Origin of the sequence: Myroides sp. ZB35 (genome assembly GCF_001865835.1) — a bacterium.
GTDB lineage: Bacteria > Bacteroidota > Bacteroidia > Flavobacteriales > Flavobacteriaceae > Flavobacterium > Flavobacterium odoratimimum.
In genome coordinates this window covers 3,452,106-3,475,655 of sequence record NZ_CP017769.1, presented here as the reverse complement: position 1 = coordinate 3,475,655, position 23,550 = coordinate 3,452,106, and the positions used below count along the sequence as shown (strand labels likewise).

General features: G+C 34.3%; 12 protein-coding genes, 1 pseudogene and 1 CRISPR repeat array. Of the genes and pseudogenes, 6 read left to right on the top strand and 7 right to left on the bottom strand.

Going from position 1 to position 23,550, the window contains the following annotated elements:
- Positions 1 to 165: 165 nt before the first annotated feature.
- Together BK054_RS15440 and BK054_RS15435 are read right to left on the bottom strand one after the other, a co-directional pair.
- Positions 166 to 3,981 carry an efflux RND transporter permease subunit gene (locus BK054_RS15440; protein WP_071307459.1) on the bottom strand — a complete coding sequence of 1,272 codons (3,816 nt, stop codon included), beginning with the start codon at positions 3,979 to 3,981 and terminating at the stop codon, positions 166 to 168.
- Positions 3,982 to 4,335: 354 nt separating this feature from the next.
- Positions 4,336 to 4,764, bottom strand: coding sequence for a hypothetical protein (locus BK054_RS15435; RefSeq protein WP_006259953.1), 429 nt, complete (start codon positions 4,762 to 4,764; stop codon positions 4,336 to 4,338).
- 399 nt (positions 4,765 to 5,163) lie between these two features.
- Between BK054_RS15435 and aqpZ the strand changes: the two are divergent.
- The 3 genes and pseudogenes from aqpZ (at position 5,164) to cas13b (ending at position 10,759) form a co-directional block, all read left to right on the top strand.
- Positions 5,164 to 5,869: pseudogene (gene aqpZ, locus BK054_RS15430) on the top strand (aquaporin Z).
- Positions 5,870 to 6,606: 737 nt separating this feature from the next.
- Positions 6,607 to 7,287, top strand: a complete 681-nt coding sequence (gene csx27, locus BK054_RS15420) for a CRISPR-associated protein Csx27 (protein ID WP_071307458.1) — start codon at positions 6,607 to 6,609, stop codon at positions 7,285 to 7,287.
- Positions 7,288 to 7,300: 13 nt separating this feature from the next.
- On the top strand, positions 7,301 to 10,759 hold the full coding sequence (gene cas13b / locus BK054_RS15415; protein WP_071307650.1) for a type VI-B CRISPR-associated RNA-guided ribonuclease Cas13b: 3,459 nt from the start codon (positions 7,301 to 7,303) through the stop codon (positions 10,757 to 10,759).
- Between the two features lie 116 nt (positions 10,760 to 10,875).
- A CRISPR array of direct repeats spans positions 10,876 to 11,917; the repeat unit is 37 nt; unit sequence GTTGGTACTGTACACGTTTTTGGTGTGCAATCACAAC.
- Between the two features lie 533 nt (positions 11,918 to 12,450).
- Here cas13b and BK054_RS15410 read toward each other — a convergent pair.
- The 5 genes from BK054_RS15410 to BK054_RS15390 form a co-directional block, all read right to left on the bottom strand.
- A complete protein-coding gene (locus BK054_RS15410) occupies positions 12,451 to 14,031 on the bottom strand; it encodes an MFS transporter (protein WP_071307457.1) in 1,581 nt (526 codons plus the stop codon).
- A gap of 42 nt (positions 14,032 to 14,073) precedes the next feature.
- Entirely contained in the window at positions 14,074 to 14,448 is a 375-nt protein-coding gene (locus BK054_RS15405; RefSeq protein WP_036496705.1) for a four helix bundle protein, read from the bottom strand.
- 131 nt (positions 14,449 to 14,579) lie between these two features.
- The gene (locus BK054_RS15400) at positions 14,580 to 15,698 is read right to left on the bottom strand and encodes an HlyD family secretion protein (RefSeq protein WP_058699900.1); all 1,119 of its coding nucleotides are present in this window, start codon (positions 15,696 to 15,698) and stop codon (positions 14,580 to 14,582) included.
- Positions 15,699 to 15,876: 178 nt separating this feature from the next.
- Entirely contained in the window at positions 15,877 to 17,196 is a 1,320-nt protein-coding gene (locus BK054_RS15395; RefSeq protein WP_071307456.1) for a TolC family protein, read from the bottom strand.
- A 91-nt stretch (positions 17,197 to 17,287) separates the two neighbouring features.
- The gene (locus BK054_RS15390) at positions 17,288 to 18,154 is read right to left on the bottom strand and encodes a helix-turn-helix domain-containing protein (protein WP_071307455.1); all 867 of its coding nucleotides are present in this window, start codon (positions 18,152 to 18,154) and stop codon (positions 17,288 to 17,290) included.
- Between the two features lie 238 nt (positions 18,155 to 18,392).
- On the opposite strand from BK054_RS15390, the gene BK054_RS15385 reads away from it, so the two are divergent.
- The 3 genes from BK054_RS15385 to BK054_RS15375 all read left to right on the top strand — a co-directional run bounded on the left by BK054_RS15385 (position 18,393) and on the right by BK054_RS15375 (position 23,542).
- A complete protein-coding gene (locus tag BK054_RS15385) occupies positions 18,393 to 18,953 on the top strand; it encodes a sigma-70 family RNA polymerase sigma factor (protein ID WP_071307454.1) in 561 nt (186 codons plus the stop codon).
- Positions 18,954 to 19,208: 255 nt separating this feature from the next.
- Positions 19,209 to 20,129, top strand: a complete 921-nt coding sequence (locus BK054_RS15380) for a FecR family protein (RefSeq protein ID WP_071307453.1) — start codon at positions 19,209 to 19,211, stop codon at positions 20,127 to 20,129.
- Positions 20,126 to 23,542, top strand: a complete 3,417-nt coding sequence (locus tag BK054_RS15375) for a SusC/RagA family TonB-linked outer membrane protein (protein ID WP_071307452.1) — start codon at positions 20,126 to 20,128, stop codon at positions 23,540 to 23,542. The genes BK054_RS15380 and BK054_RS15375 overlap by 4 nt, the downstream gene beginning before the upstream one ends.
- Positions 23,543 to 23,550: the final 8 nt, after the last annotated feature.

Here is a 23,550-nt window from a genome sequence, read left to right as displayed (position 1 = left end):
ACACAGGACAGAGCGTTAAGAAAATGTCTAGTAGACATTTTTAGTGAATGGGACAGGTGGCGTGTTGGCTAAATGCGTCTCTACCTTAGTGTATTGTGTGCTCATAATATTTATAATACCCGTAGGGCAACCATTCTTAATTTATAATTCCTAATTCGTAATTAATTAAGCGGAACGCTTAATTGCCCATTCTCTCCACCAACATTGGAATACGGGTACTACAAACATGGTCATGGACTGTATTAGCATTCCTCCGAATGTAGGGATAGCCATGGGTACCATAATTTCTGCTCCTTTACCCGTAGAGGTCATCACAGGAAGAAGTGCGATTAGAGCAGTAGCAGTAGTCATCGCTGCTGGTCTTACACGTTTTAATCCTGCGTATACTACCGCTTCTCGAATTTCTTCTTTAGTCTTAGGGTCTCTAGCCTCGAAGGTATCATGTATATACGTTCCCATTAGTACTCCATCATTAGTAGCTAACCCAAATAGAGCGATAAAACCTACCCAGACTGCTATACTCAGGTTGATATTGTGCATTTGGAATAAGTCTCTCATATTCATATCTCCAACAGAGAAGTTCATAAACCAAGGCTGTCCGTATAACCACAATAAGATAAAACCTCCTGCAAAGGCTACAAACACTCCTGAGAAGTGGATAAGCGATGCTGCAATCGTTTTAAACTGGAAGTATAGAATCAAAAGAATCGCTAATAAACTCAGTGGTACAATGTATAGTAATCGCTGAGAAGCTCTTTCTTGTTGTTCATAATTACCAGCAAACTTATAGGTTACTCCTTTTGGCAGGGTAAGTTCGCCAGAGGCTAGTTTGGCTTGTAATAGCTTATCTGCCTCGTGTACTACATCTACTTCTGCTTTTCCTTCTATTTTATCAAAGATGACATAACCAAGTAAGAAGGTATTCTCACTCTGAATCATCTGTGAACCTTTAGCATACTCTATATCCGCTACTTCGCTTAAAGGAATTTGAGCTCCTGTAGCAGTAGGGATTAGCATTTTTGCTAGTTCTTCTGGGTTATCTCTTAATTCTCTAGGATAACGCAATCTTACTGGGAATCGCTCACGACCTTCTACAGTAGTGGTTAGGGCCATTCCTCCTATAGCAGCACCGATTACATCTTGCAGGTCAGATACCGTAATTCCGTATCTAGCCATATTATGTCTGTTTAGGTGAATCTCCACATAAGGAGCACCTACTGCACGATCATAGAACACAGTAGAAGGCATAATAGAAGGGATGTCTTTAAGCGCCGCTTCTAATGCTTTTCCTCCAGCTTCTATAGATTCTAAATCTGGTCCAGATACTTTTAATCCCATTGGCGCACGCATACCTGTTGATAGCATCACAAGTCTTGCCTCGATAGGCTGAAGTTTAGGAGCAGAGGTTAGTCCAGGCAAGTGAGATACATTGACAATTTCTTGCCAGATATCATCCGCCTTTTTGATCTCAGGACGCCATTGACGGAAGAACTTACCGTCTTTGTCTATAATTAAACTATCTCTAGGGATAAGTCTAAAACCATCTTCTACATTATAGGTAGTTCCATTGATGAGTTCAAACTCTCCTTGTTTATTAACTTTAAATCGCTGTCTATGTCCATTGTCATCTAGGATGTACTCTGATCTATAGTTGATCGTATTCTCAAACATCTGAGTAGGAGCAGGGTCTAGAGCAGAGTTTACACGTCCCCATTTACCTACTGTTAATTCTACTTCAGGAATATTGGAAATACGTCTGTCTAGTGTCCCGATAAACTGAAGGTTCTGTTCAATACCTGTATGAGGCATACTTGTAGGCATCAGTAAGAATGATCCTTCGTTAAGACTAGGCATAAACTCCTGTCCAATACCTGGGAAGGTCTGTGTTGATTTTTGCCAAAAAGCAGTTTCTCTAAATGATTTCCATCCCACAGTCTCAAAGCCTTTAGCTACAAAACCAAAGCTTTTGTCTGCACCTAACCATACTAGCATTCCGAATACTAATGTTAGAATAGGAATACTCATGAACTTCCAACGGTGGGTAAGTGCCCATCTTAAGATCTGCTCATAGTAAATCACTAATAACCACAATACACCTAATATAGATCCGATAGCTAAGAATACAAAGACAAAGTTTAACCCTGTACTCTGCTGCGTCCCTAGTGGTAGCCATTCTACTGTAAGGTAGTATAAAGCCACAAATAGGGTAAGGGCTACATTGATATAATTCGCTATTGTATCTGTTTTCCAGCCTGGTGTAAACAGATTATTAATAGCCACTAATGTTAGTGTTACAGCAATAAACTCACCTGTGTATATCCACAGTCCTATACCTGCTACAGCTAAGATATAATTGGCTATTTTGCGTACTTTTTGTTTGTCTATTTTAATAGAGTATACATAGTACGCTATCGTAGGAAGTACGATGATCCCTAAGATAAATGCTGATAATAGAGCGAAGGTCTTGGTGTAAGCTAAGGGTTTAAATAGCTTTCCTTCTTGCGCTTCCATTGCGAATACCGGTAAGAAACTGATAATCGTGGTTAGCATAGCTGTTGACAATGCACCTGATACTTCTGATACCGCTTTTGTAATAAGGTTGACAAAGGCCATTCCCTTACTTTGTATTCCTTGGGCTCGTTCTTCTTCCATGTACCTGATGATACTCTCGACAAAGACGACGCCAACATCCACCATAACTCCAATAGCAATGGCAATACCTGATAGGGCAACGATATTGGCTTCTATCCCCATATACTTCATAATGATGAAAGTCGCTAGTACACCTATGGGTAGAATACTAGAGATAATTACTGACGCGCGCAAGTTTATAACAAGTACGATTACTACGATGATACAGATTAATATCTCGTGTGCTAAGGCTGTTTCTAGTGTACCTATTGTTTCTTGTATTAATCCTGATCGGTCATAGAAAGGAACTACGGTTACTTTAGATATGGTACCATCAGCCAGTGTCTTTTGAGGAAGCCCAGCTTCCATCTCTTTTATTTTAGCTTTTACGTTACTAATCACATGCATAGGGTTAGCTCCATAACGAGCTACTACAACACCTCCTACAGCTTCAATACCTTCTTTATCTAGCCCCCCACGACGTGTAGCTGGCCCTAAGTTAACGAAGGCGACGTCTTTAATTTTTACAGGAACATTGTTTCGTACTGTTACTACAGCGTCTTCTAGGTCCTTGACATTTTTAATGTATCCCAGACCGCGTACTAAGTACTCTGCTTTATTAATTTCGATGGTCTCTGCTCCGATATCCAGGTTACTTTTCTGAATCGCAGACATTACATCCATTACAGATACGTTATAAGCGCGCATCGCATCAGGATTCACTTCTACCTGATACTCTTTTACATATCCTCCGATAGAGGCTACTTCAGACACTCCCTCTGCAGCAGATAAGTTATATTTAGTGTAGAAATCTTGTACTGTACGTAGCTCGTCTGGATCCCATCCACCTGTAGGTTCTCCTGTCTGAGGATTACGCCCTTCAAGTGTGTACCAATATACTTGTCCAAGAGCAGTAGCATCTGGACCTAATGAAGGTATAACTCCTTCTGGTAATGTACCAGCAGGTAGAGAGTTTAGTTTCTCTAAGATACGCGAGCGGCTCCAGTAAAATTCTACATTTTCTTCAAAAATGATATAGATAAACGACATCCCAAACATAGAGCTACTACGCACTGTTTTTACACCAGGAATACCCAGTAGAGAAGTCGTTAGCGGATAAGTGATTTGCTCCTGAATATCTTTAGGAGAGCGCCCCATCCACTCGGTTGCTACGATCTGTTGGTTTTCACCGATGTCAGGTATAGCATCTACTGGCACAGGATCACTTGGCAACATATTTTGGTGCCAGTTAAATGGAGCTGTTATTAGTCCCCATACAATAACTACTACCAGTAGTAATAGAGTGATTACTCTATTGTGTAAGAAGTACTTAATGATTTTATTAAGCATAAGATATATATTATACTGTATTAATAAATGACATCTGCTAATCCTTTATTTTATGCAACAATAGGTATGCCATATGCTTAGACATTATTTATAAACCTAAAATCCGATAAAAATAAATTAGCGATGATAACTAAAAAGGTAATTATCATTTGATCCACAGATAGGTACTATTACTTCTTAAGAACGAATATTTAAGTATTTATGTTGCTATATACTTACTATGTGTACATAGTAAGGTAAGTACTTTAAATAATACTTTCTTATCTAGTAATAGAGTGAAATGGTGTGGATGAAGTAACTAATATAAAAGTGACCTAAAGGTATAGGTGTGAACTAGTTACTTTTTTTAGAATATCATATACGATAAATACAGATATAAGACAAGGGGTCTATATCTTTATACTTAAATCCAGAAACAGAAACAGAAAGGGGAGAAACAGATACTAAATCAATAGATTTTAAGTCCTCTAAGTAGTTAGAGTTAAACCATTGTGATTTAATATTGGCTGTTTTAGCCTTTGTGTCTTGAACAACTTTTGGCGTTTGTACTTTTAACTCTGCTATGGTAACTAATACACGTGAAGCAACTGTACAACATGGCATATTCATATCCATACTGCGAGAACCTTGCTCCATATCACCACCACAACAAGACATACCACCATCATTACTTATCTCCATACCACAAGTCATCACCTCCTCTGTGCAAGACCACTCTATAATAGGGCTAGCCGTCACTAGGAAGGATAAGAATAGGAATAATATGGATAAGTGTTTCTTCATTTAATGTCTGAATTGTTCAAAACGATGAGACAAAGATACTTGTTTTTTAAATATATAGATAGGTTTTAAATGATTTTTGCAGACGTAAAAACACTTTTATTTTTACACTTATACAATTGTTGTTTTTTGTTGTGTAATTTCTGTTTTTGAGACAAGAAATACTCTTTTTAACCTTGAGAAAAGGGAGTGTAAAAAAGTTAAAGTCTTATAAAGTTGATAATTGAAAAGAGCACGTAATTATAGGGATATTCTATCTGTAATTTTTTATGTTCTTGTTTCTCCTCTTTTTAACATGATATTAAGGTAAAATCATATTCTCTGTATTGGTGTTAAAGAATGTTCGCACTATGTGACTTCGCTTATTCTAGAGGTCTTAATAGTAAACATATTAAAATTGCTATGAGCAATTATTTTGCAGAGTTCTTTGGGACTTTTTGGTTAGTATTAGGAGGATGTGGTAGTGCATTATTTGCAGCTGCTGTTCCTGATGTGGGAATAGGATTTATGGGAGTGTCATTGGCATTTGGTCTTACCGTTTTGACTATGGCTTATGCTGTAGGACATATTTCGGGAGGACATTTTAACCCAGCCGTTTCTGTCGGAATGTATATGGGAGGGAGATTTTCAGCTAAAGAGATTTTGTCTTATATCGGTTCTCAAATACTAGGGGCTATTGCCGCCGCTGCTACTTTGTTTTTAATCTTTAAGGGAAGTCAGATGTGTTGTATAGATCCCAGTACTCCAGGAGCATTCGCAGCTAACGGTTATGGAAACTTATCTCCAATGGGGTTTAGTATGACTTCTGCCTTTATCACAGAGTTTGTTTTGACAGCTTTCTTTGTTCTAATTATTTTAGGAGCTACAGATAGATAAGAGAGCCAATGCTAAGTTTGCAGGTATTGCTATTGGGTTGGCACTGACGTTGATTCACTTGATTTCTATCCCGATTACGAATACTTCTGTTAATCCTGTACGCTCTATTTCACAAGCTATTTTCGTAGGAGGAGAGTATGTGCCTCAACTTTGGTTGTTTATTACAGCCCCTATGCTAGGAGCAGTAGTAGGAGGGCTTATTTATAAATACCTTTTAGAAGCGAAAAAATAAAAACTCCTGTTTTGTATATATATTAGGGCAACGCATTTAAGTATGCGGAGCCCTTTTTTGTTTTTTTGGGTTGTCTTAATTGCAGAGAGAAAAAAGGAAAAAAAGAGAATATTAGGACTATTTAATAAAATAGGAGTTGTCCTAAATAAGGATTTAAAATGTGTCTCTATAACTGTGTTTTTATTGAGATTTAGAAAAGAAAAGTCTTCCATCGATATTGTTTTTTTAGGCTTGAATTGTAAAAAGTGCTATAATATGTCAAAAGAGGTAAATATAAGTCTTATCTATATTCCTTTTTTCTTGTTTTATTGTTAATAAAACGTACTTACTACATAGTAAAACAATTAAAAAAAACAGATAATAATTATAATTTAATAATATTTTGGGTAGTGTAAAAATATCATGCGATTTTTTGCTAAATGGTTGTATATTTAAAATGTGGAACAACAAACTCTGGTTGTATAGAAAATATAGAAGTTTTATTTTTTTAAGCCAATAAGTAAAACGGAGTTCAAAACACCCAAAATTTTTTTCTTTTCAACTTATAGAGGCGCACAACCCTAACCAAGTCGTCGATATTAGGCAAAGAGCTATCCTATTTATAGGGTAGCTTTTTATTTGGTATCATATCATGATGAGGCCATTTATTCTTTTGTTTATATGTATTTTTGCTATTTTTTGTCTTTAAAAATACTAGTTTGTTCTGTACCTTGGGAGAGATGTTTTAATCACAAATTATGGATAAACTTTCTCTTTACGAGCTGTTCTCTTTTGTTATTCCTGGAGGTATAGCACTTCATTTATTAAATTGGTGTTCTGTCAATGTATTAAGTACAGGTACTCTATTTAATCTATCGGATTTATCAAATAGTTTGATAGCTTTAGTATTCGCTCTTCTTATAGGAGTAACACTTCATATTATCACTTTTAATATCTTATTAAAGAGTGGTAGCTACCGCCAGATAATTTATAAGTCTGTCCAAGAGATCAAACTAGATGATTATATCCAACAAGTAATTCCCTTTTTAAATCAAGAGTATTTTCACAATAAGAAACACGAGGTAGCTGCTAATACCAATAATGCTGTACCTGCAGAGAACCTATTTGATTATGCTTATTATTACTTAGAGGTAAATGGCAAAAATGCACAAGCAAAGAATTTCCAAAGTTTGTATTTCTTCTTTAGAAATATGTTTACTCTAGGGATCGTGTCTATTGTAATTCTGATTATTGCTTTAGTTTATAGTACGATAACAAGTGTAGGAAAAGATGTCTTAAGTGAGATTGTTTTTAAGATAGCTTTTTTTGCTGTTATTATTGGTATCGCTGTACCAGTAGCAAATTGGTTGAGAAAAAAGATGATTATAACAGTGTTCGGGTGTTATTATGCTGATAGAGTACACCAAACGAATAAATAATAAAAAGACGAATATGAAAGATATACTTACAACAGAAAAGCAAAACCGTTTTTATTCTCATAAAATAGCAGATAAATACTTCTTTGGGGGATATTTTAATCTTGCTTCTAATAATATTTATGAGGTCTTTGAGGAGGTAAACAAGAGAAATACTTTTGGTAAACTAGCTAAGCGAGATAATGGTAATTTAAAGAATTATATTATTCATGTTTTTAAAGATGAGTTGAGTATTAGTGATTTTGAAAAACGTGTGGCAATATTCGCAAGTTATTTTCCTATTTTAGAAACAGTGGATAAGAAGAGTATTAAGGAACGAAATAGAACCATAGACCTTACTCTTTCTCAACGAATAAGACAGTTTAGAGAGATGCTTATCTCTTTAGTAACTGCAGTTGACCAGTTGCGTAATTTTTACACACATTATCACCACAGTGAGATAGTGATAGAAAATAAGGTATTGGACTTCTTAAATAGTTCATTCGTGTCAACAGCGCTCCATGTGAAAGATAAATATTTAAAAACAGATAAAACCAAAGAGTTTTTAAAAGAGACTATTGCAGCTGAACTAGATATTCTGATTGAGGCGTATAAAAAGAAGCAGATAGAGAAGAAGAATACTAGGTTTAAAGCTAATAAAAGAGAGGATATTCTCAATGCGATATATAATGAGGCTTTTTGGTCATTTATTAATGATAAAGATAAAGAGACGGTAGTAGCAAAAGGTGCGGATGCTTATTTTGAGAAGAACCATCATAAAAGTAATGATCCTGACTTTGCTTTAAATATCTCTGAGAAAGGTATTGTATATCTGTTGTCTTTCTTTCTGACAAATAAAGAAATGGATAGTCTAAAGGCAAATTTGACAGGCTTTAAAGGAAAGGTTGATAGAGAAAGTGGTAATAGCATTAAATATATGGCTACACAGCGTATCTATTCTTTTCATACTTATAGAGGATTAAAACAAAAGATACGTACATCAGAAGAAGGGGTAAAAGAAACGCTACTGATGCAAATGATAGATGAGCTGAGTAAAGTGCCGAATGTTGTATATCAACATTTATCAACAACTCAACAAAATAGTTTTATAGAGGACTGGAATGAGTATTATAAAGACTATGAGGATGACGTAGAAACAGATGATCTGTCAAGAGTAATTCACCCAGTGATTCGCAAGCGCTATGAAGACAGGTTTAACTATTTTGCTATTCGTTTCTTAGATGAGTTTTTTGATTTCCCTACGTTGAGATTTCAAGTACATTTAGGAGATTATGTACACGATAGAAGAACGAAACAGTTAGGGAAAGTAGAATCAGATAGGATAATCAAGGAGAAGGTAACAGTATTTGCACGCTTAAAAGATATAAATAGTGCTAAAGCGAGTTATTTTCACTCGTTAGAAGAGCAGGATAAGGAGGAGTTAGATAATAAATGGACTTTATTCCCTAACCCGAGTTATGACTTCCCTAAAGAGCATACTCTTCAGCATCAAGGTGAACAAAAGAATGCAGGAAAGATAGGTATCTATGTAAAACTTAGAGATACCCAATATAAAGAGAAGGCAGCTTTAGAAGAAGCTAGGAAGTCATTAAACCCTAAAGAGAGGTCTGCTACTAAGGCTAGTAAATATGATATTATTACACAAATAATAGAAGCAAATGATAATGTAAAAAGCGAAAAACCTTTAGTGTTCACTGGTCAACCTATTGCATATCTAAGTATGAATGATATACATTCAATGCTTTTCTCTTTATTAACAGATAATGCGGAGTTAAAGAAAACTCCTGAAGAGGTAGAAGCAAAGCTAATAGACCAAATAGGTAAACAGATAAATGAGATTCTTAGTAAAGATACTGATACTAAAATACTAAAGAAGTATAAGGATAACGACTTAAAAGAGACTGATACAGATAAGATAACTAGAGATTTAGCTCGTGATAAAGAGGAGATAGAGAAGCTAATCCTAGAACAGAAACAAAGAGCAGATGATTATAATTATACATCTAGTACAAAATTTAATATTGATAAAAGTAGAAAAAGGAAACACCTTTTATTTAATGCTGAAAAAGGAAAGATAGGAGTATGGTTAGCCAATGATATTAAACGCTTTATGTTCAAAGAATCTAAGTCTAAATGGAAGGGATATCAACATACAGAACTACAGAAACTCTTTGCTTATTTTGATACAAGTAAAAGTGATTTGGAGTTAATTCTAAGTGATATGGTGATGGTCAAGGACTATCCAATAGAGTTAATAGATTTAGTTCGGAAGTCAAGAACATTAGTTGATTTTCTGAATAAGTATTTAGAAGCAAGGTTAGGATATATAGAGAATGTCATCACAAGAGTAAAGAATAGTATAGGGACACCACAGTTTAAAACGGTTCGTAAAGAGTGTTTTGCTTTCTTAAAAGAGTCTAACTACACTGTAGCTTCTTTAGATAAACAGATAGAGCGCATCCTATCTATGCCTCTCTTTATAGAACGTGGTTTTATGGATAGCAAACCTACGATGTTAGAAGGCAAAAGCTATCAACAGCATAAGGAAGACTTTGCTGATTGGTTCGTACATTATAAAGAGAATAGCAACTATCAGAACTTCTATGATACAGAAGTTTATGAGATAATAACAGAGGATAAAAGAGAACAAGCTAAAGTAACGAAGAAAATAAAGCAACAGCAGAAGAATGATGTATTCACACTGATGATGGTGAATTATATGTTAGAAGAAGTATTGAAATTACCATCTAACGATCGTTTAAGCTTAAATGAGCTCTATCAAACTAAAGAGGAGCGTATAGTGAATAAACAAGTAGCTAAGGATACGCAGGAGCGTAATAAAAACTATATTTGGAACAAGGTCGTTGACCTTCAATTATGCGAAGGTTTGGTTCGTATAGATAAGGTGAAACTAAAAGATATAGGCAACTTTAGAAAATATGAGAATGATAGTCGTGTAAAAGAGTTTCTTACTTATCAGTCAGACATAGTCTGGAGTGCTTATTTATCGAATGAGGTAGATAGTAATAAGCTCTATGTAATAGAGCGTCAGCTTGATAATTATGAATCTATTAGAAGTAAAGAGCTGTTAAAAGAGGTACAAGAAATAGAGTGTAGCGTCTATAATCAAGTAGCGAATAAAGAGTCTTTAAAACAATCAGGTAATGAGAACTTTAAACAATATGTACTTCAGGGTTTACTGCCTATAGGTATGGATGTAAGAGAGATGCTTATATTATCAACTGACGTCAAGTTTAAAAAAGAGGAGATTATACAGTTAGGACAAGCTGGGGAAGTAGAGCAAGATTTGTATAGTCTAATCTATATCCGTAATAAGTTTGCTCACAACCAACTGCCGATTAAGGAGTTCTTTGATTTCTGTGAAAATAATTATAGATCGATTAGTGATAATGAATACTATGCTGAGTATTATATGGAGATATTCAGATCTATTAAAGAGAAATATGCAAACTAGGATGAAAAAAATAGTATTTAAAAGAAATAATATAAGAAGAGATAAGCCTTTTTTAGAAGTATAAAAGGCATTGCACCCTAGTAAATATAGTACATCTGACCTCTGCAAATGTAGAGGTTGGTACTGTACACGTTTTTGGTGTGCAATCACAACCATTTGTAAGTAAATAAATCATAAGCATTCGTTGGTACTGTACACGTTTTTGGTGTGCAATCACAACTAAAAACTTAGTGAATCATTATAATGATGCGTTGGTACTGTACACGTTTTTGGTGTGCAATCACAACCTTCTTGAATTGTTCTTCTGAAGCGAGTATGTTGGTACTGTACACGTTTTTGGTGTGCAATCACAACTTTACCCCAAAGACCAGCTTTCTTCAATAAGTTGGTACTGTAAACGTTTTTGGTGTGCAATCACAACGAAGACAACAAATCAAAAACATTTGATTTTGTTGGTACTGTAAACGTTTTTGGTGTGCAATCACAACGAAGACAACAAATCAAAAACATTTGATTTTGTTGGTACTGTACACGTTTTTGGTGTGCAATCACAACATTATTGACAAAGGTTACCTCTTGTTCTTTGTTGGTACTGTACACGTTTTTGGTGTGCAATCACAACACGATCACTTCCACCCAACAGTGAAAGATGGTTGGTACTGTACACGTTTTTGGTGTGCAATCACAACATCTTCTTGTAAAGTCCTTATAGTGTATCTGTTGGTACTGTACACGTTTTTGGTGTGCAATCACAACACTCTGAATGCGCCTAACTGTGACGCTGTGGTTGGTACTGTACACGTTTTTGGTGTGCAATCACAACTTGCGTTTCTAAATTCCATGATCTTAAATTGTTGGTACTGTACATAGATTTGGTGTGCAATCACAACATTAATCGTATTCATTACGTCTTTTGCAATGTTGGTACTGTACATAGATTTGGTGTGCAATCACAACATTAATCGTATTCATTACGTCTTTTGCAATGTTGGTACTGTACATAGATTTGGTGTGCAATCACAACTAGTAATCCATTCTTCTGCTTTAGTCCAATGTTGGTACTGTACACGTATTTGGTGTGTAATCACAACATTAACAAGTTCTATCTGATCGATGAATACGTTGGTACTGTACATAGATTTGGTGTGCAATCACAACTCTTCTAAGTTTTAGTTCTAAATCTGCTAAGTTGGTACTGTACACGTTTTTACTTACGTTGTTTCTATTTTAAATATAGGAGTTCGTGAATCTAAAGATTTGGTGTGCAATCACAGCTGTCTAAAGAACAAGTATTAATCCAGGTTAGTTGGTACTGTACATAGATTTGGTGTGCAATCACAACTATGTAGTGTTTTTTCAGTGCGACCAATTAGTTGGTACTGTACACGTTTTTACTTACGTTGTTTCTATTTTAAATATAGGAGTTCGTGAATCTAAAGATTTGGTGTGCAATCACAACGATATCGACTACACCTGTCTTATCAAAGTAGTTGGTACTGTACACGTTTTTACTTACGTTGTTCTTATTTTATATATAGGAGTTCGTGATTATGAATAATTGGTGTGCAATCACAACAGAAAAAGCGATTACAGAGAACTCTGTAATCGCTTTTATTTTTTAAAATTAAAAAGAATCTCTAGTTCTTTCTTCTTTAGAAGAAGCAGTGTACTAGAGGTTCAAAAGTACAAATCTATATATTGTTAGGGAGTTGATTTTCGATACTCTCTTTATCTTTTTTGCTCATCATAAGATTACCTAGTTTATTGATATACACACGAGTTTTCAGTGTGCGTATTCTACCGTAGTGGTGGAATAATACATATAACAACACTCCTATACCAGCGATATTAATATATCCATATACTGTCTTGGTGGCAGCGAGTATCCCGTTTAGTTGGACAAGGGATAGATTAATACCCGATCCTGATCTTAATAGCATGGCATCGTCTAGATATACGGCTAAGTTGTTTAGACTTTGTATTTGGAACTGGTATTGCGTCCAGCTGTATAATGCACTAAACATCCCTACAGCGATAAATGTACGCCATAGAATAGCAAATCCGATTAGTCCTAACATACTAGCCAAGTCTAACTTATCTAAGGTGTAATACCAAGTGGTGACAAAGATAACTCCCATTCCGTATCCTTTAAAGAACATGGGTAAGTACCACATCGAATAGCTGAATTCTGTAGCCATAGCGAGGTACATCATCACACTGTACATAAGAAATGCAGAGAATCCAGAGAAGACGAGCATGCGTATAGGGATTTCGTTTTTATACCAATAATAACAGACAACTGCTGCAGTAATAAGCCCGGGAATCAGTAAGAGATTTAGGGAGGCATTGGTCATCGGATTATATCCTAATATACCTACAGCAAAGATATTCTGTATCGTAGCGGTGGCAAGGTACATTCCTAAACACAGTAGCATGATGGTTCCGTGTCTTACATTATTCTTCTTAAAGGCATTTAGGGGCAGGAATGGTCTTCTAATCAACTGCTGGCGGATGACAAAAATAAATAAGAGAATACCAAATACTAATGAGGCATATCTTATGATCTCTGAGTCAAACCAAGCTTGTTGTTTTCCGAAGGCTAGGATATAGGCCAAGGTCATGAATGTCACATTGAATAAAAGGATGCTAATCCAGTCAATGTAAATAAAAGGAACCTTGCGCATAAAGCGTTGATTGTGTTGAAATATAATACAAATCAATGCTGCTCCAAAGCACATAATCGCTAGGTTCATATAGCTAATCTGCCAGCTGAATATAAAGCTTACCTTAGCTACAAAGTAACCTGATAATTGGGTGATAACTAATAGGGCAGAGTAGTAGATACTGTAAAATATCCCTCTGTTGCCTCCTACACTTAAAAGCATCATAAGGGGTAATACTACTTCCATCATTCCCATCATTTTAAATACTCCTATTAGATAAGAACAGGCTATAATGATATAGGGTTGATGTGTGGTAGATTGTACCAAATATAATAAACCACACATGGTGAGTGAGGTTACAAGAAGTTCTTTTGTTCTGAATCGCGCTTTGATCCTAACAATAAGAGGCATGACTGTACCTAGACCTATGGCATAGGCATAGTTAGCCCATAGGTAGTACTCTGTCATCGAGCCCGTACTACCCACGATATTGGTTATATTAGTGGTATATATTCCACTAATACTACAGAACACAGCAGCTATGATTACAATGAGTAATAGCATGACTGGTTTTGGTACCCAAGAGTGAAATAATCCTTTGTTATACATGGTATAGAATTAATAATTAGGAATTGTGTACGTTGTACATCCCTAAGTATGGTTTATTATTTTTTCTTTTTCTTTGATTGTTTTTAGAATGCTTCCTATAATTTTAAGCAGCTCATCTATGTCAGTCAAAAGGCTTGTACTCTGTTTAGTCGTTAGATAGTCTGTGTCAGTTAACAGTCGAATCCAGTAATGAGATTCACGAGCTTCTTTATATGCAATATATAGTTTAGCATAGAAATCTTTATCTGATTGACCTCCAATAGCTTCTTCTATATTTGCACCAATAGATGTTCCGCTGCGAAGCAATTGTTTGCTTAATATAAACTCTTTCTTAGTAGTAGTTAGATGTTTATAAGTATTAACCATTCGAATAGCAAAAGCATAGCTTTTAATTTGTACTATATTTTCATTCTTCATAGAAAACGGATTTGATGAATTTAAAAATATAGTGTACACATTAATCATTCCATTATTAAGAATTAGAAATTTAATTATAGGATATATTTAGAAAGCCCGAAGGGCTATGATTCCTAATTTAAAATTCCTAATTAGTTAGCCAGTTGTATATTCATATTCATCCCTGCTTTAAGGTTAGCGATGTTTTCTATATCATTCGTATCTGTAAATTCGATACGCACAGGGATACGCTGTTGTACCTTGACGAAGTTCCCCGTAGAGTTATCCGTAGGCATACTAGAATATCTAGAACCTGTAGCTGCAGAGATAGCCGTTACTTTTCCTTGAAAGCGTATTCCTTTTACAGCATCAGCTGTCATATCAATAATACTACCTATTTGAATATTGTTCATTTGAGATTCTAAAAAATTAGCTGTTACCCATTTCTCATTATCTTTTACGATAGTAGTAATTTGCTGGCTAGGTGAGAGTAGTTGTCCTTCACTGATTAGTCTTCGTCCCATCACCCCATCATAAGGAGCTGTAATCACTGTGTATGACAGGTTTAGTTGAGCCATATCTAACATCGCTTTTGTGCGTTTGATATCTGCTTCATTTAGGGCAAGACGTGTTTCTATCTCTGAAACTGAAAGTTTGGTTGTGTTTTGTTGTTTTATTAAACTTTCATAAGCAGATTTAGCAGCTTGGTACTCTGTTTTTACTTGATCATATTGTTGTTGGGTAACAGCCTCAGCTTGTAGTAAATTCTCGTATCTTTTGTTGTTTTGTTCTGCGTTCCACAATCTTGCTTTAGCACCTTCAATATTAGAGCTAAATACCCCGATATTATTTGATGCTGTATGAATAGAGGAGTTAGTTACTTTCTTAGCAGCTAAGGCACTTAGATAAGCAGCTTCAGCTTGTTCTACTTGCGTTAAGATTTCTCTGTTGTCAAGGATAACTAGTGTATCTCCTTTTTTGACTTGCTGATGTTCTATGAACTTGATCTCTTTAATATAAGCAGATACACGGGTATTAATAGGGTTAATGAACTCTTCTACCTGTGCTGATTCTGTGTAATCTCTATCGTTGATGTGAAAGTATTTAGTCAATAACCAGAAGAAAGCGATTCCTATTACCGCAAATGTTAGGGTGTTGACTAAGAGTATCTTTGTTTTCTTCTTTTTTTCTTTTTTAGCTTTATCCTCTACAACTTGCTCTACTGGAGCTTGAACTGGTTGTTCAGTAGTTGTATTTTCTTTTTTTTCCATTGCTTGTTTTAGATATAATGTCGTTTGTACTTTTTGTTTTTTAGGAGGTACTGCATGTCACGTCACGGATTACAAATCCGCACCATCGTTGTATTTTACCACAATCTATATCGCGTCATATAAATACATTATGGCTTAGCCAAACATTCCTAATTCTTAATTAAATGCCCTGCGGGCATTAAAGTGTTCCTGTTGACTTTAATAAATTGTAGTATTGGTATAATACGTTTATTTCGGCATTAGCGTACTTAAGTTCGGCTTCTAATTTTGCATTAGTTGCATCTGTCATTTCAGCTTGAATAGCCAATTGGTTTAGGTATTTAGCCTCTATGATTTTGTAATTCTCCTGTGCGAGTTGTTGACTTTTCTTTAATAGATTAGCGTTCTGTATAGCCTCATCATATTTGGTATAAGCTGCATTGACTCCCATCTCTAATTGTTGTTGTACAAGGGTAAGAGATTCTTCTGCTTTGTTCTTTTGTAGTTTCTCTAGTTTGACTTTTTTGGGTGTTTTATATAAATTGTCAATATTATAAGTCAGAGATACCCCTACTTGCCAAGCGTTAGAATACATATCCATCACAGGGTTAGATGTGGTGATCGGACGACTCATGTTATACCCACCTACTGCAGCTAGAGCAGGATACTTATCAGTATTGGCAATCTCTATCTTTTTTTGTGCCGCTTCGACTCCTTTTTCTACTCTTTGTATCATCGGATGTTGCGTATAGGCTAGATCTAGATAATAGTTATAATCGCCCTCTAGTGGTCTGTGTACAAGAGCTTCATTAGGTGTTATTTTAGTTGATGTAGGTAGTCCTAGTGCAATCGCCAAATTATAGTTTAGAATCGATAGATTATTATCTACACTTAATAGGGCTTGATCCATATTCTGAAGAACTAATTCTCCTCTAATTACTTCATTTCTAGTCATCATCCCTTCCTTATAGTAACGATTGACATTCTCAAGGCGGATTTGGGCTAACTTTTTATTGTTTTGATAAACTTGCTCTTGATGAATCAGTTTATATACATCTAGGTAGTTAGAAATAACTAAGAACTTAATGCTTTGTTGATCTTGTACAAGGTCTAGAGAGGCAAGCTGTTCGCCTATTTCAGCGAGTTCTATATTCTTATTAATCGCTCCCCCTTTATAAAGGAGTTCAGATGCTTGTATTGCATAACTGTTGCCAAAGTGAGGCATGTCTTTCGTCATGACTTTACTGAAATCTCGATCTAATATAAGCGCGTCTCCTATATAAGAAGCATTGGCAGTAAAGGCAAGATTAGGTAAGCGTTGTTGTTTAATTAATTGGGTTTGCTGCTGGCTAATGTTTTTGTTTAAAGCAGTGACTTTTAATTGTTGATGATTTTGCATCGCTAAGTTCACCGCTTGTTCTATACTAAGTGTTTGGTCGCTTACTTGGCTATATATTGAAGTATATGAGAGTAGTAGTAAGCTTAATCCACAAAAGTATTTGTGAATATTTCTTTTCATTTTATTTGTACTTTATGCCGACAAAGTTAGTTCAGTAGTACATGGTATAAAATGATTAAGAATATCAAAAAAGATGTTTAAAAGTATTATTCTATAGCTTAAACATCTTTCTATACTGAGTTGGGCTAGTGCCTTGATGTTTTTTAAAGAAGTGAGCGAAAGCATACTGATCACTAAATTGTAGCTTAGTGGCTAATTGTTTGATAGGCAAAGTAGTAGTGGATAACTGTGCTTTAGCTTCGTTAAATATAAACTCATTGATGATCTCTATAGGTGTTTTTCCAGAAGTTTCCTTGACTACTGTACTTAGATGTCTAATAGAGAGTTGTAGTTTATCTGCGTAGAACTGAACAGACTTAGTCTCTAGGTAATAATCAGAGACTAGCATCACGAATTTATACGTGATCTTTTGCTGTGAGGTCATTTGGTTAATAGAATCTTCACTTCTAGGCGTGGCTACGCTTACTAGGTGATAGAGGATGATATTAAAATAATTTTCTATAATGTATTGACCATACTCAATCTCCTTGAAGTGCTCCAGGTAATAACCCAGCGATTCTACATTGGTCCAGAAGATCTCTAGTTCTTGTTTGCTAATGTGGAAATTGCGTTGTAATTGTGTTTTTAAATCTCTATATACTTTTAATCGGTGAAGCTTAAAAGAAGCAGTTTCTAAGAAATTTCGATCATAGCTAAGTAGTCTCAGTTCTGCATCGGGACTTATCTCTAAGATTTCGTATACGTATTTGACATCAATAAGGAAGATAGAGTTCTCTATGATTTCGAATTCATTAATCTGTTCTCTTATTCTTAGTTTTCCTTTTTTGACAAATAGAAAGGAAGAACGAGTGGGTCTATAGGGATGCCCAAAGTTGGCATGATCAAAGATGTTTTGTTGATCGTATATCTGTACATGTATAAATGAAGAATTGGCTGTCTCTATATTTCCTTGAAGCATAAGGATGGTTTTATAGGTGCAAGATAGGGAAAAAATAGGGAGTATAGGCTTTATCTGTAAGCAGAATACTCGCTGAAAGAAGCGATGTGAGTAGGAATATTTTAGGGATATGGAGTTACTGGGGAAGGGGGGGGAAGTTTTCAATTTATTATCTATATAATATAATTTTTTGTTAATGATTATTTAATTCTTATTAGTTGTGCAAGCTATACTTTAGCATCGATTAATCAGACATAAGATGGCACTATCAAGAGATCAATGGGTTGATATTAACTACTATAAGTATTGGGATATATTGTATTATCTCTCTTGTAATATTACGAGAGATAAGGATCTATCAGCTGATATAGTTCAAGATGTTTTTGTGAATATATGGAATAATTACAGCAATTTGATAATCGATAATTCTAAAGCTTATTTAATACAGTCTGTTCGTAATAAAAGTTTAAAAGCTATTAGTACAACTAGTTTTAATACTGTTCAGTTAGAAGAGGTATATAATGTATTAGTAGATAATGAAATATTAAGTAGAGAAGAAGAAATAATGTTTAAGGAACAATTAGTTAATATGATATATAGTAAGGCTCAAGAAGTACTACCAGAGAAGTGTTATCAAATATTTGTTCTTCGATATAGTAATAAATTGAGTTATAAAGAAATCGCATTAAAACTTGGGATATCAGAAAGTACTGTAGATAATCAAATTAATAAAGCTTTAAAAAGTATTAAGAGTTCTTTACCTTATTTGGTAGACTATATTATTGTGATAGGTTATTTGATGGGGGTAACCCAGAATTAGTACTAATTAAATACTGTAAAGTGATTTTGCTTCATAGCTTTTCTCTTAGTTCTAAAACTATACTAGAGTATGTAGGGGGTACTTATTTAAGCGTCTTTTTTATAATTGTTTTCGTTTATCAGTTTATACTTTGTTCTGAATTGAAAAGCTATGTTATCTAAGTGTTACTCATATTAAGAATGAGTTAAGCGTTTGTTTTTGCATAGGGAGTTATAATAATAGAGGACTCTTACTTATGTAAGACAATCTTAAATTATGCAAAATAAGTTTAAACATTTTTTAAATAAATATTTACTTGGTACAGCTAACTCTACAGAAAAAAAAGTTGTGGAAGACTTTTCTGATAATTTACAGAGAAGACCATTAATAGAATTAAAGATAATTCAAGAGAATAGTAAACTGAGAAGCTCTATATATAATAGTATAAAGTATAAAACTAGAGAAAGAAAGCGAAGAAAGAATTATAGATTATTATCAATAGTTTTTTCACTCTTATTAGTGGTAGGTTTAACAATTTATCAGAAGAATATTTCTGTTAATAATCAAGAATTAACATATTCTACTTCTAATGAGTTAGCTAAACATATTATTCTACCAGATGGTACTGCTGTAACGCTAAGTAGTAACTCTACATTAATCGTGTCAAATGAGTTTAATCAATCAAACAGAGAGATTAAATTACTAGGTGAGGCTTATTTTCAAGTTGCTAAAGATGCCTCAAGACCTTTTATTATTTCGTCAGATAATTTTGAGACACAAGTTTTAGGAACTTCTTTTTGGGTGAAACGAAATATAGTAGAAGTCTCTACAGGACGAGTAAAGGTTAGTAACTTGTTAGATAGGGAAAACTATGTCATTTTAACTGCTGAGCAAAAGGCCTTACTAAAAGACCATAGATTATATAAAAACACCATAGACGTGTTTTCTTGTATCTCTTCTACATCATCTTATCTTATGATGAACAACATCACTCTTACACAGTGGAAACAAATAATAGAAAAAGAGTTTGATATCCAGATACACTTCCTGGAAGATATTATTTCAACAAAAGAATTTATTCAAGCAGATTTTAGAAACTCTACTCTAGCAGATATTGTTCAGAGTGTCAGCTATATGTATGGCTTTGATTATAAATACGAAAATAAAACTATAATTATTAATAACACCAAGAAATGAGATTAAATTACTATTGCCGGTTAAGAGTAGAGACATATCTTTTTTGTCTTTCTTTATTAAGTACAGGCGTTTATGCTACTAATCAGACAATTTCTGATAAGGTAGGTGTCCATGTCTATGTAAGTAATTCTTCAGAAACAGTGAAGAGTTTATTTGAAAAAATAGAAGCACAAACTGCTTACAAAGTAGTTTATTCTCCCTCTACATTAGATACCTCTATTGCTCTTAGATTTACTAGTAAAGAACGTGAACTAGAGAAGTTGTTAGAGGATATTGCCTTAAGAACAGGATCTACATATAATATATCAGATAAATTCATCACTTTTAAATCACAATATGTTATTCCTAAAGGAGATAAGGTTAATACAGGTCAGCAAAATAACAAGACTGTTTTAAAAGGGGTAGTTAAAGACATTCATGGACTAGCACTTCCTGGAGCGACTGTAAAAATAAAAGAATCTACAGAGGCTGTAGCTACTGATTTAGATGGTAGTTTTATGTTAGAAGTAGTCCAGAATAAACCGATCATATTAGTAATAGAGTATATAGGATATGATACTAAAGAAATTAAGGTAGAAAATCCAGAATATACTTCTATAGTCCTAGAAGAAGATGCTCGCAGTTTAGAAGAAATTGTAATCACTGGTTATACAACAGAGAGCAAGCGAAATATTACAGCTGCTATTTCGACTATTAACGTAGATGGTATTAAGGATGTTCCTAAGGCGGATGTAGCCGAGATGTTACAAGGTAGAGCTTCAGGGGTACAAGTTATGAGTGATAATAGCCCAGGTGGAGGAAACTCTATTCGGATAAGGGGATTCAGTACTATTAATAATAATGAGCCATTAGTAATCGTAGATGGAGTACCTGTAGCTAATGGGTTGAATTCGATTAATAGTAATGATATAGCTTCAATGCAAGTATTAAAAGATGCTGCTTCATCCTCTATCTATGGTTCTAGAGCGGCTAATGGAGTGATTTTAATTACAACAAAGTCAGGAGGGAGAAATGAAAAAATATCTATAGATGTAAGTAGTTTTACAGGTGTTCAAAGTGCTTTTAACCTACCTAAGATGCTAGATGCTCAGCAGTACGGTGATATGTTATGGCAAGCTTATAAAAATGATGGTGTTGCTCCTAAACATGATATTTATGGAAATGATCCTACTGGGGCAACTATTCCTCTTTATTTAAATAAAGATAAAACTATCAAAAGTGGTAATGTAGATTGGGTTAAAGAAATATTTAATCCTGCTACGATTCAATCTCACAATATATCATTAGCAAAAGGAGGGGAGCACTCTAGTCAACTTTTTTCGTTAGGGTACTTTGATCAACAGGGAATCATAAAAGATACTTATTTTAAAAGATTTTCAGGACGTTTTAATTCAGATTATAGATTCTTTGATGGGATCTTGACAATAGGGGAGAATCTTAATGCCTCATATACAGAAAATGTTGGTATCGGTACTAATGCAGCATTAGGGTCAATAGTATATAATGCATTTATGTATCCTTCTATAGTGCCTGTTTATAATGAGTTAGGAGAGTTTTCGGGTAATCCATTAAATGATATTCAAAATCCTAGAGGGCGTTTAGATCGAAATAAAAATAATAAAACAAAGGAGCTGAGATTATTAGGTAATTTATTCGGAGAGTTAAAGCTAAGTGATTTTACTTTTAGGTCATCTATAGGGCTAGATTATGTAAATATTAATGGAAGGAACTTCTCACCAAAGTTTAATGAAATATTAGTTATTAATCCAGTTAATTCACTATCTACTAGAAATTCGTTTAATTATCAATTTACTTTTACTAATACACTGAGTTATAAAAAACAATTAGGCAATCATAATTTTGATGTCTTATTAGGACAAGAAGCTGTCGAGTATTACTATGAAGGTTTTTCTGCTTCAAGACAGAACTTTATGTATGAAGATCCTAATTATTGGTTTTTAGATTATGGTACAGCCAATCAACTAAATGGAGGTAATGCTAATGGGTGGTCATTAAATTCCTTCTTTGGAAAAGTTCATTATAATTATGATGGAAAGTATATTGTATCTGCTACAATGCGTAGAGATGGAACTTCCCGATTAGCTAATCATAAATGGGATACTTTTCCTGCTGTGTCACTTGGTTGGAGGATAGATAGAGAAGACTTTTTTGATTTAGGAGATACTTTTACTTCATTTTTACTTCGTGGTGGCTGGGGAGTTACAGGAAACCAACAGGTACCCTCTTACTCAACTATAAAAAGTTATTCTAGTAATAGTTATAATTCAAATTATGATATTAATGGAGGACAGTCATCTGTTGAGACAGGTTTGATTCAATCTAGAGTACCTAATCCAGAGTTAAAATGGGAGACTACTACACAGAGCTCTTTAGGAGTTGATTTAGGCTTTTTTAACGACAAACTGAATGTAACAGCAGATATCTATAACAAGAAAACAAAAGATATTTTGGTCTATAAATCGTTGCCTTTGACCTACGGAGGTACTAATGATGGACAGTGGGTAAATGATGGAGAGATGACCAATAGAGGTTTAGAATTAAATCTATCTTATCAAGATAATATAAAGGATCTTCACTATAATATTAATTTCAATTTTACAACATATAAAAATGAATTGACAGCATTAAACTCTGTTAATTATCTAGGTATTCCTTCTTCGTCTTTACACAGTGTAAATTTTGGACAAGAAATTTCTAGGTCTGCTATAGGTCAACCAATAGGCTCATTCTTTGGTTATGTTAATGATGGGATATTTAAAAGTCAACAGCAGATCGATCAGTATAAATTACAACCTAATGCAAAACCAGGTGATTTAATCTTTAGAGATGTAAATAATGATGGTGTAATAGATGACAATGATAGAACATTTATAGGTTCTCCTCACCCTGATTTTATTCTCGGCTTTAATTTAGATTTAAAATATAAGGGGTTTGATTTAAGTATGTTTTTTAATGGAAGTTTTGGCAATAAGCTTTATAACTTAACAAAATATAACTCTCATTTCTTTAATCAATCAGCTTATAATAAGTCTTCTGATGTATTAGGGGCATGGACACCAGACAATCCGAATGCTTCTATACCAAGATTATCCTTAGATGATACAAATAACAATATACGCCCTTCATCTTATTATGTGGAGGATGGCTCATATTTCAAGTTAAATAATTTACAACTAGGTTACTCTTTTGGAGAAAAAATTCATAAAAAGCTGAAAATGAGAGTTTATCTACAAGCAACAAATGTATTTACGATTACTAACTATAGTGGATTAACTCCAGAAGTGGGACTACAAAGTTATTCTAAGAGTAATAAAAATTTAGATATAGGTATTGACCGTGGGCTTTATCCACCTGCACGTACTTTCTCTATGGGATTAAGTATTAATTATTAAAATACAAG

Coding starts and splice junctions, on each gene's coding strand:
- BK054_RS15440 (WP_071307459.1), bottom strand. CDS start 3,981: ATGCTTAATAAAATCATTAAGTACTTCTTACACAATAGAGTAATCACT.
- BK054_RS15435 (WP_006259953.1), bottom strand. CDS start 4,764: ATGAAGAAACACTTATCCATATTATTCCTATTCTTATCCTTCCTAGTG.
- csx27 (WP_071307458.1), top strand. CDS start 6,607: ATGGATAAACTTTCTCTTTACGAGCTGTTCTCTTTTGTTATTCCTGGA.
- cas13b (WP_071307650.1), top strand. CDS start 7,301: ATGAAAGATATACTTACAACAGAAAAGCAAAACCGTTTTTATTCTCAT.
- BK054_RS15410 (WP_071307457.1), bottom strand. CDS start 14,031: ATGTATAACAAAGGATTATTTCACTCTTGGGTACCAAAACCAGTCATG.
- BK054_RS15405 (WP_036496705.1), bottom strand. CDS start 14,448: ATGAAGAATGAAAATATAGTACAAATTAAAAGCTATGCTTTTGCTATT.
- BK054_RS15400 (WP_058699900.1), bottom strand. CDS start 15,698: ATGGAAAAAAAAGAAAATACAACTACTGAACAACCAGTTCAAGCTCCA.
- BK054_RS15395 (WP_071307456.1), bottom strand. CDS start 17,196: ATGAAAAGAAATATTCACAAATACTTTTGTGGATTAAGCTTACTACTA.
- BK054_RS15390 (WP_071307455.1), bottom strand. CDS start 18,154: ATGCTTCAAGGAAATATAGAGACAGCCAATTCTTCATTTATACATGTA.
- BK054_RS15385 (WP_071307454.1), top strand. CDS start 18,393: ATGGCACTATCAAGAGATCAATGGGTTGATATTAACTACTATAAGTAT.
- BK054_RS15380 (WP_071307453.1), top strand. CDS start 19,209: ATGCAAAATAAGTTTAAACATTTTTTAAATAAATATTTACTTGGTACA.
- BK054_RS15375 (WP_071307452.1), top strand. CDS start 20,126: ATGAGATTAAATTACTATTGCCGGTTAAGAGTAGAGACATATCTTTTT.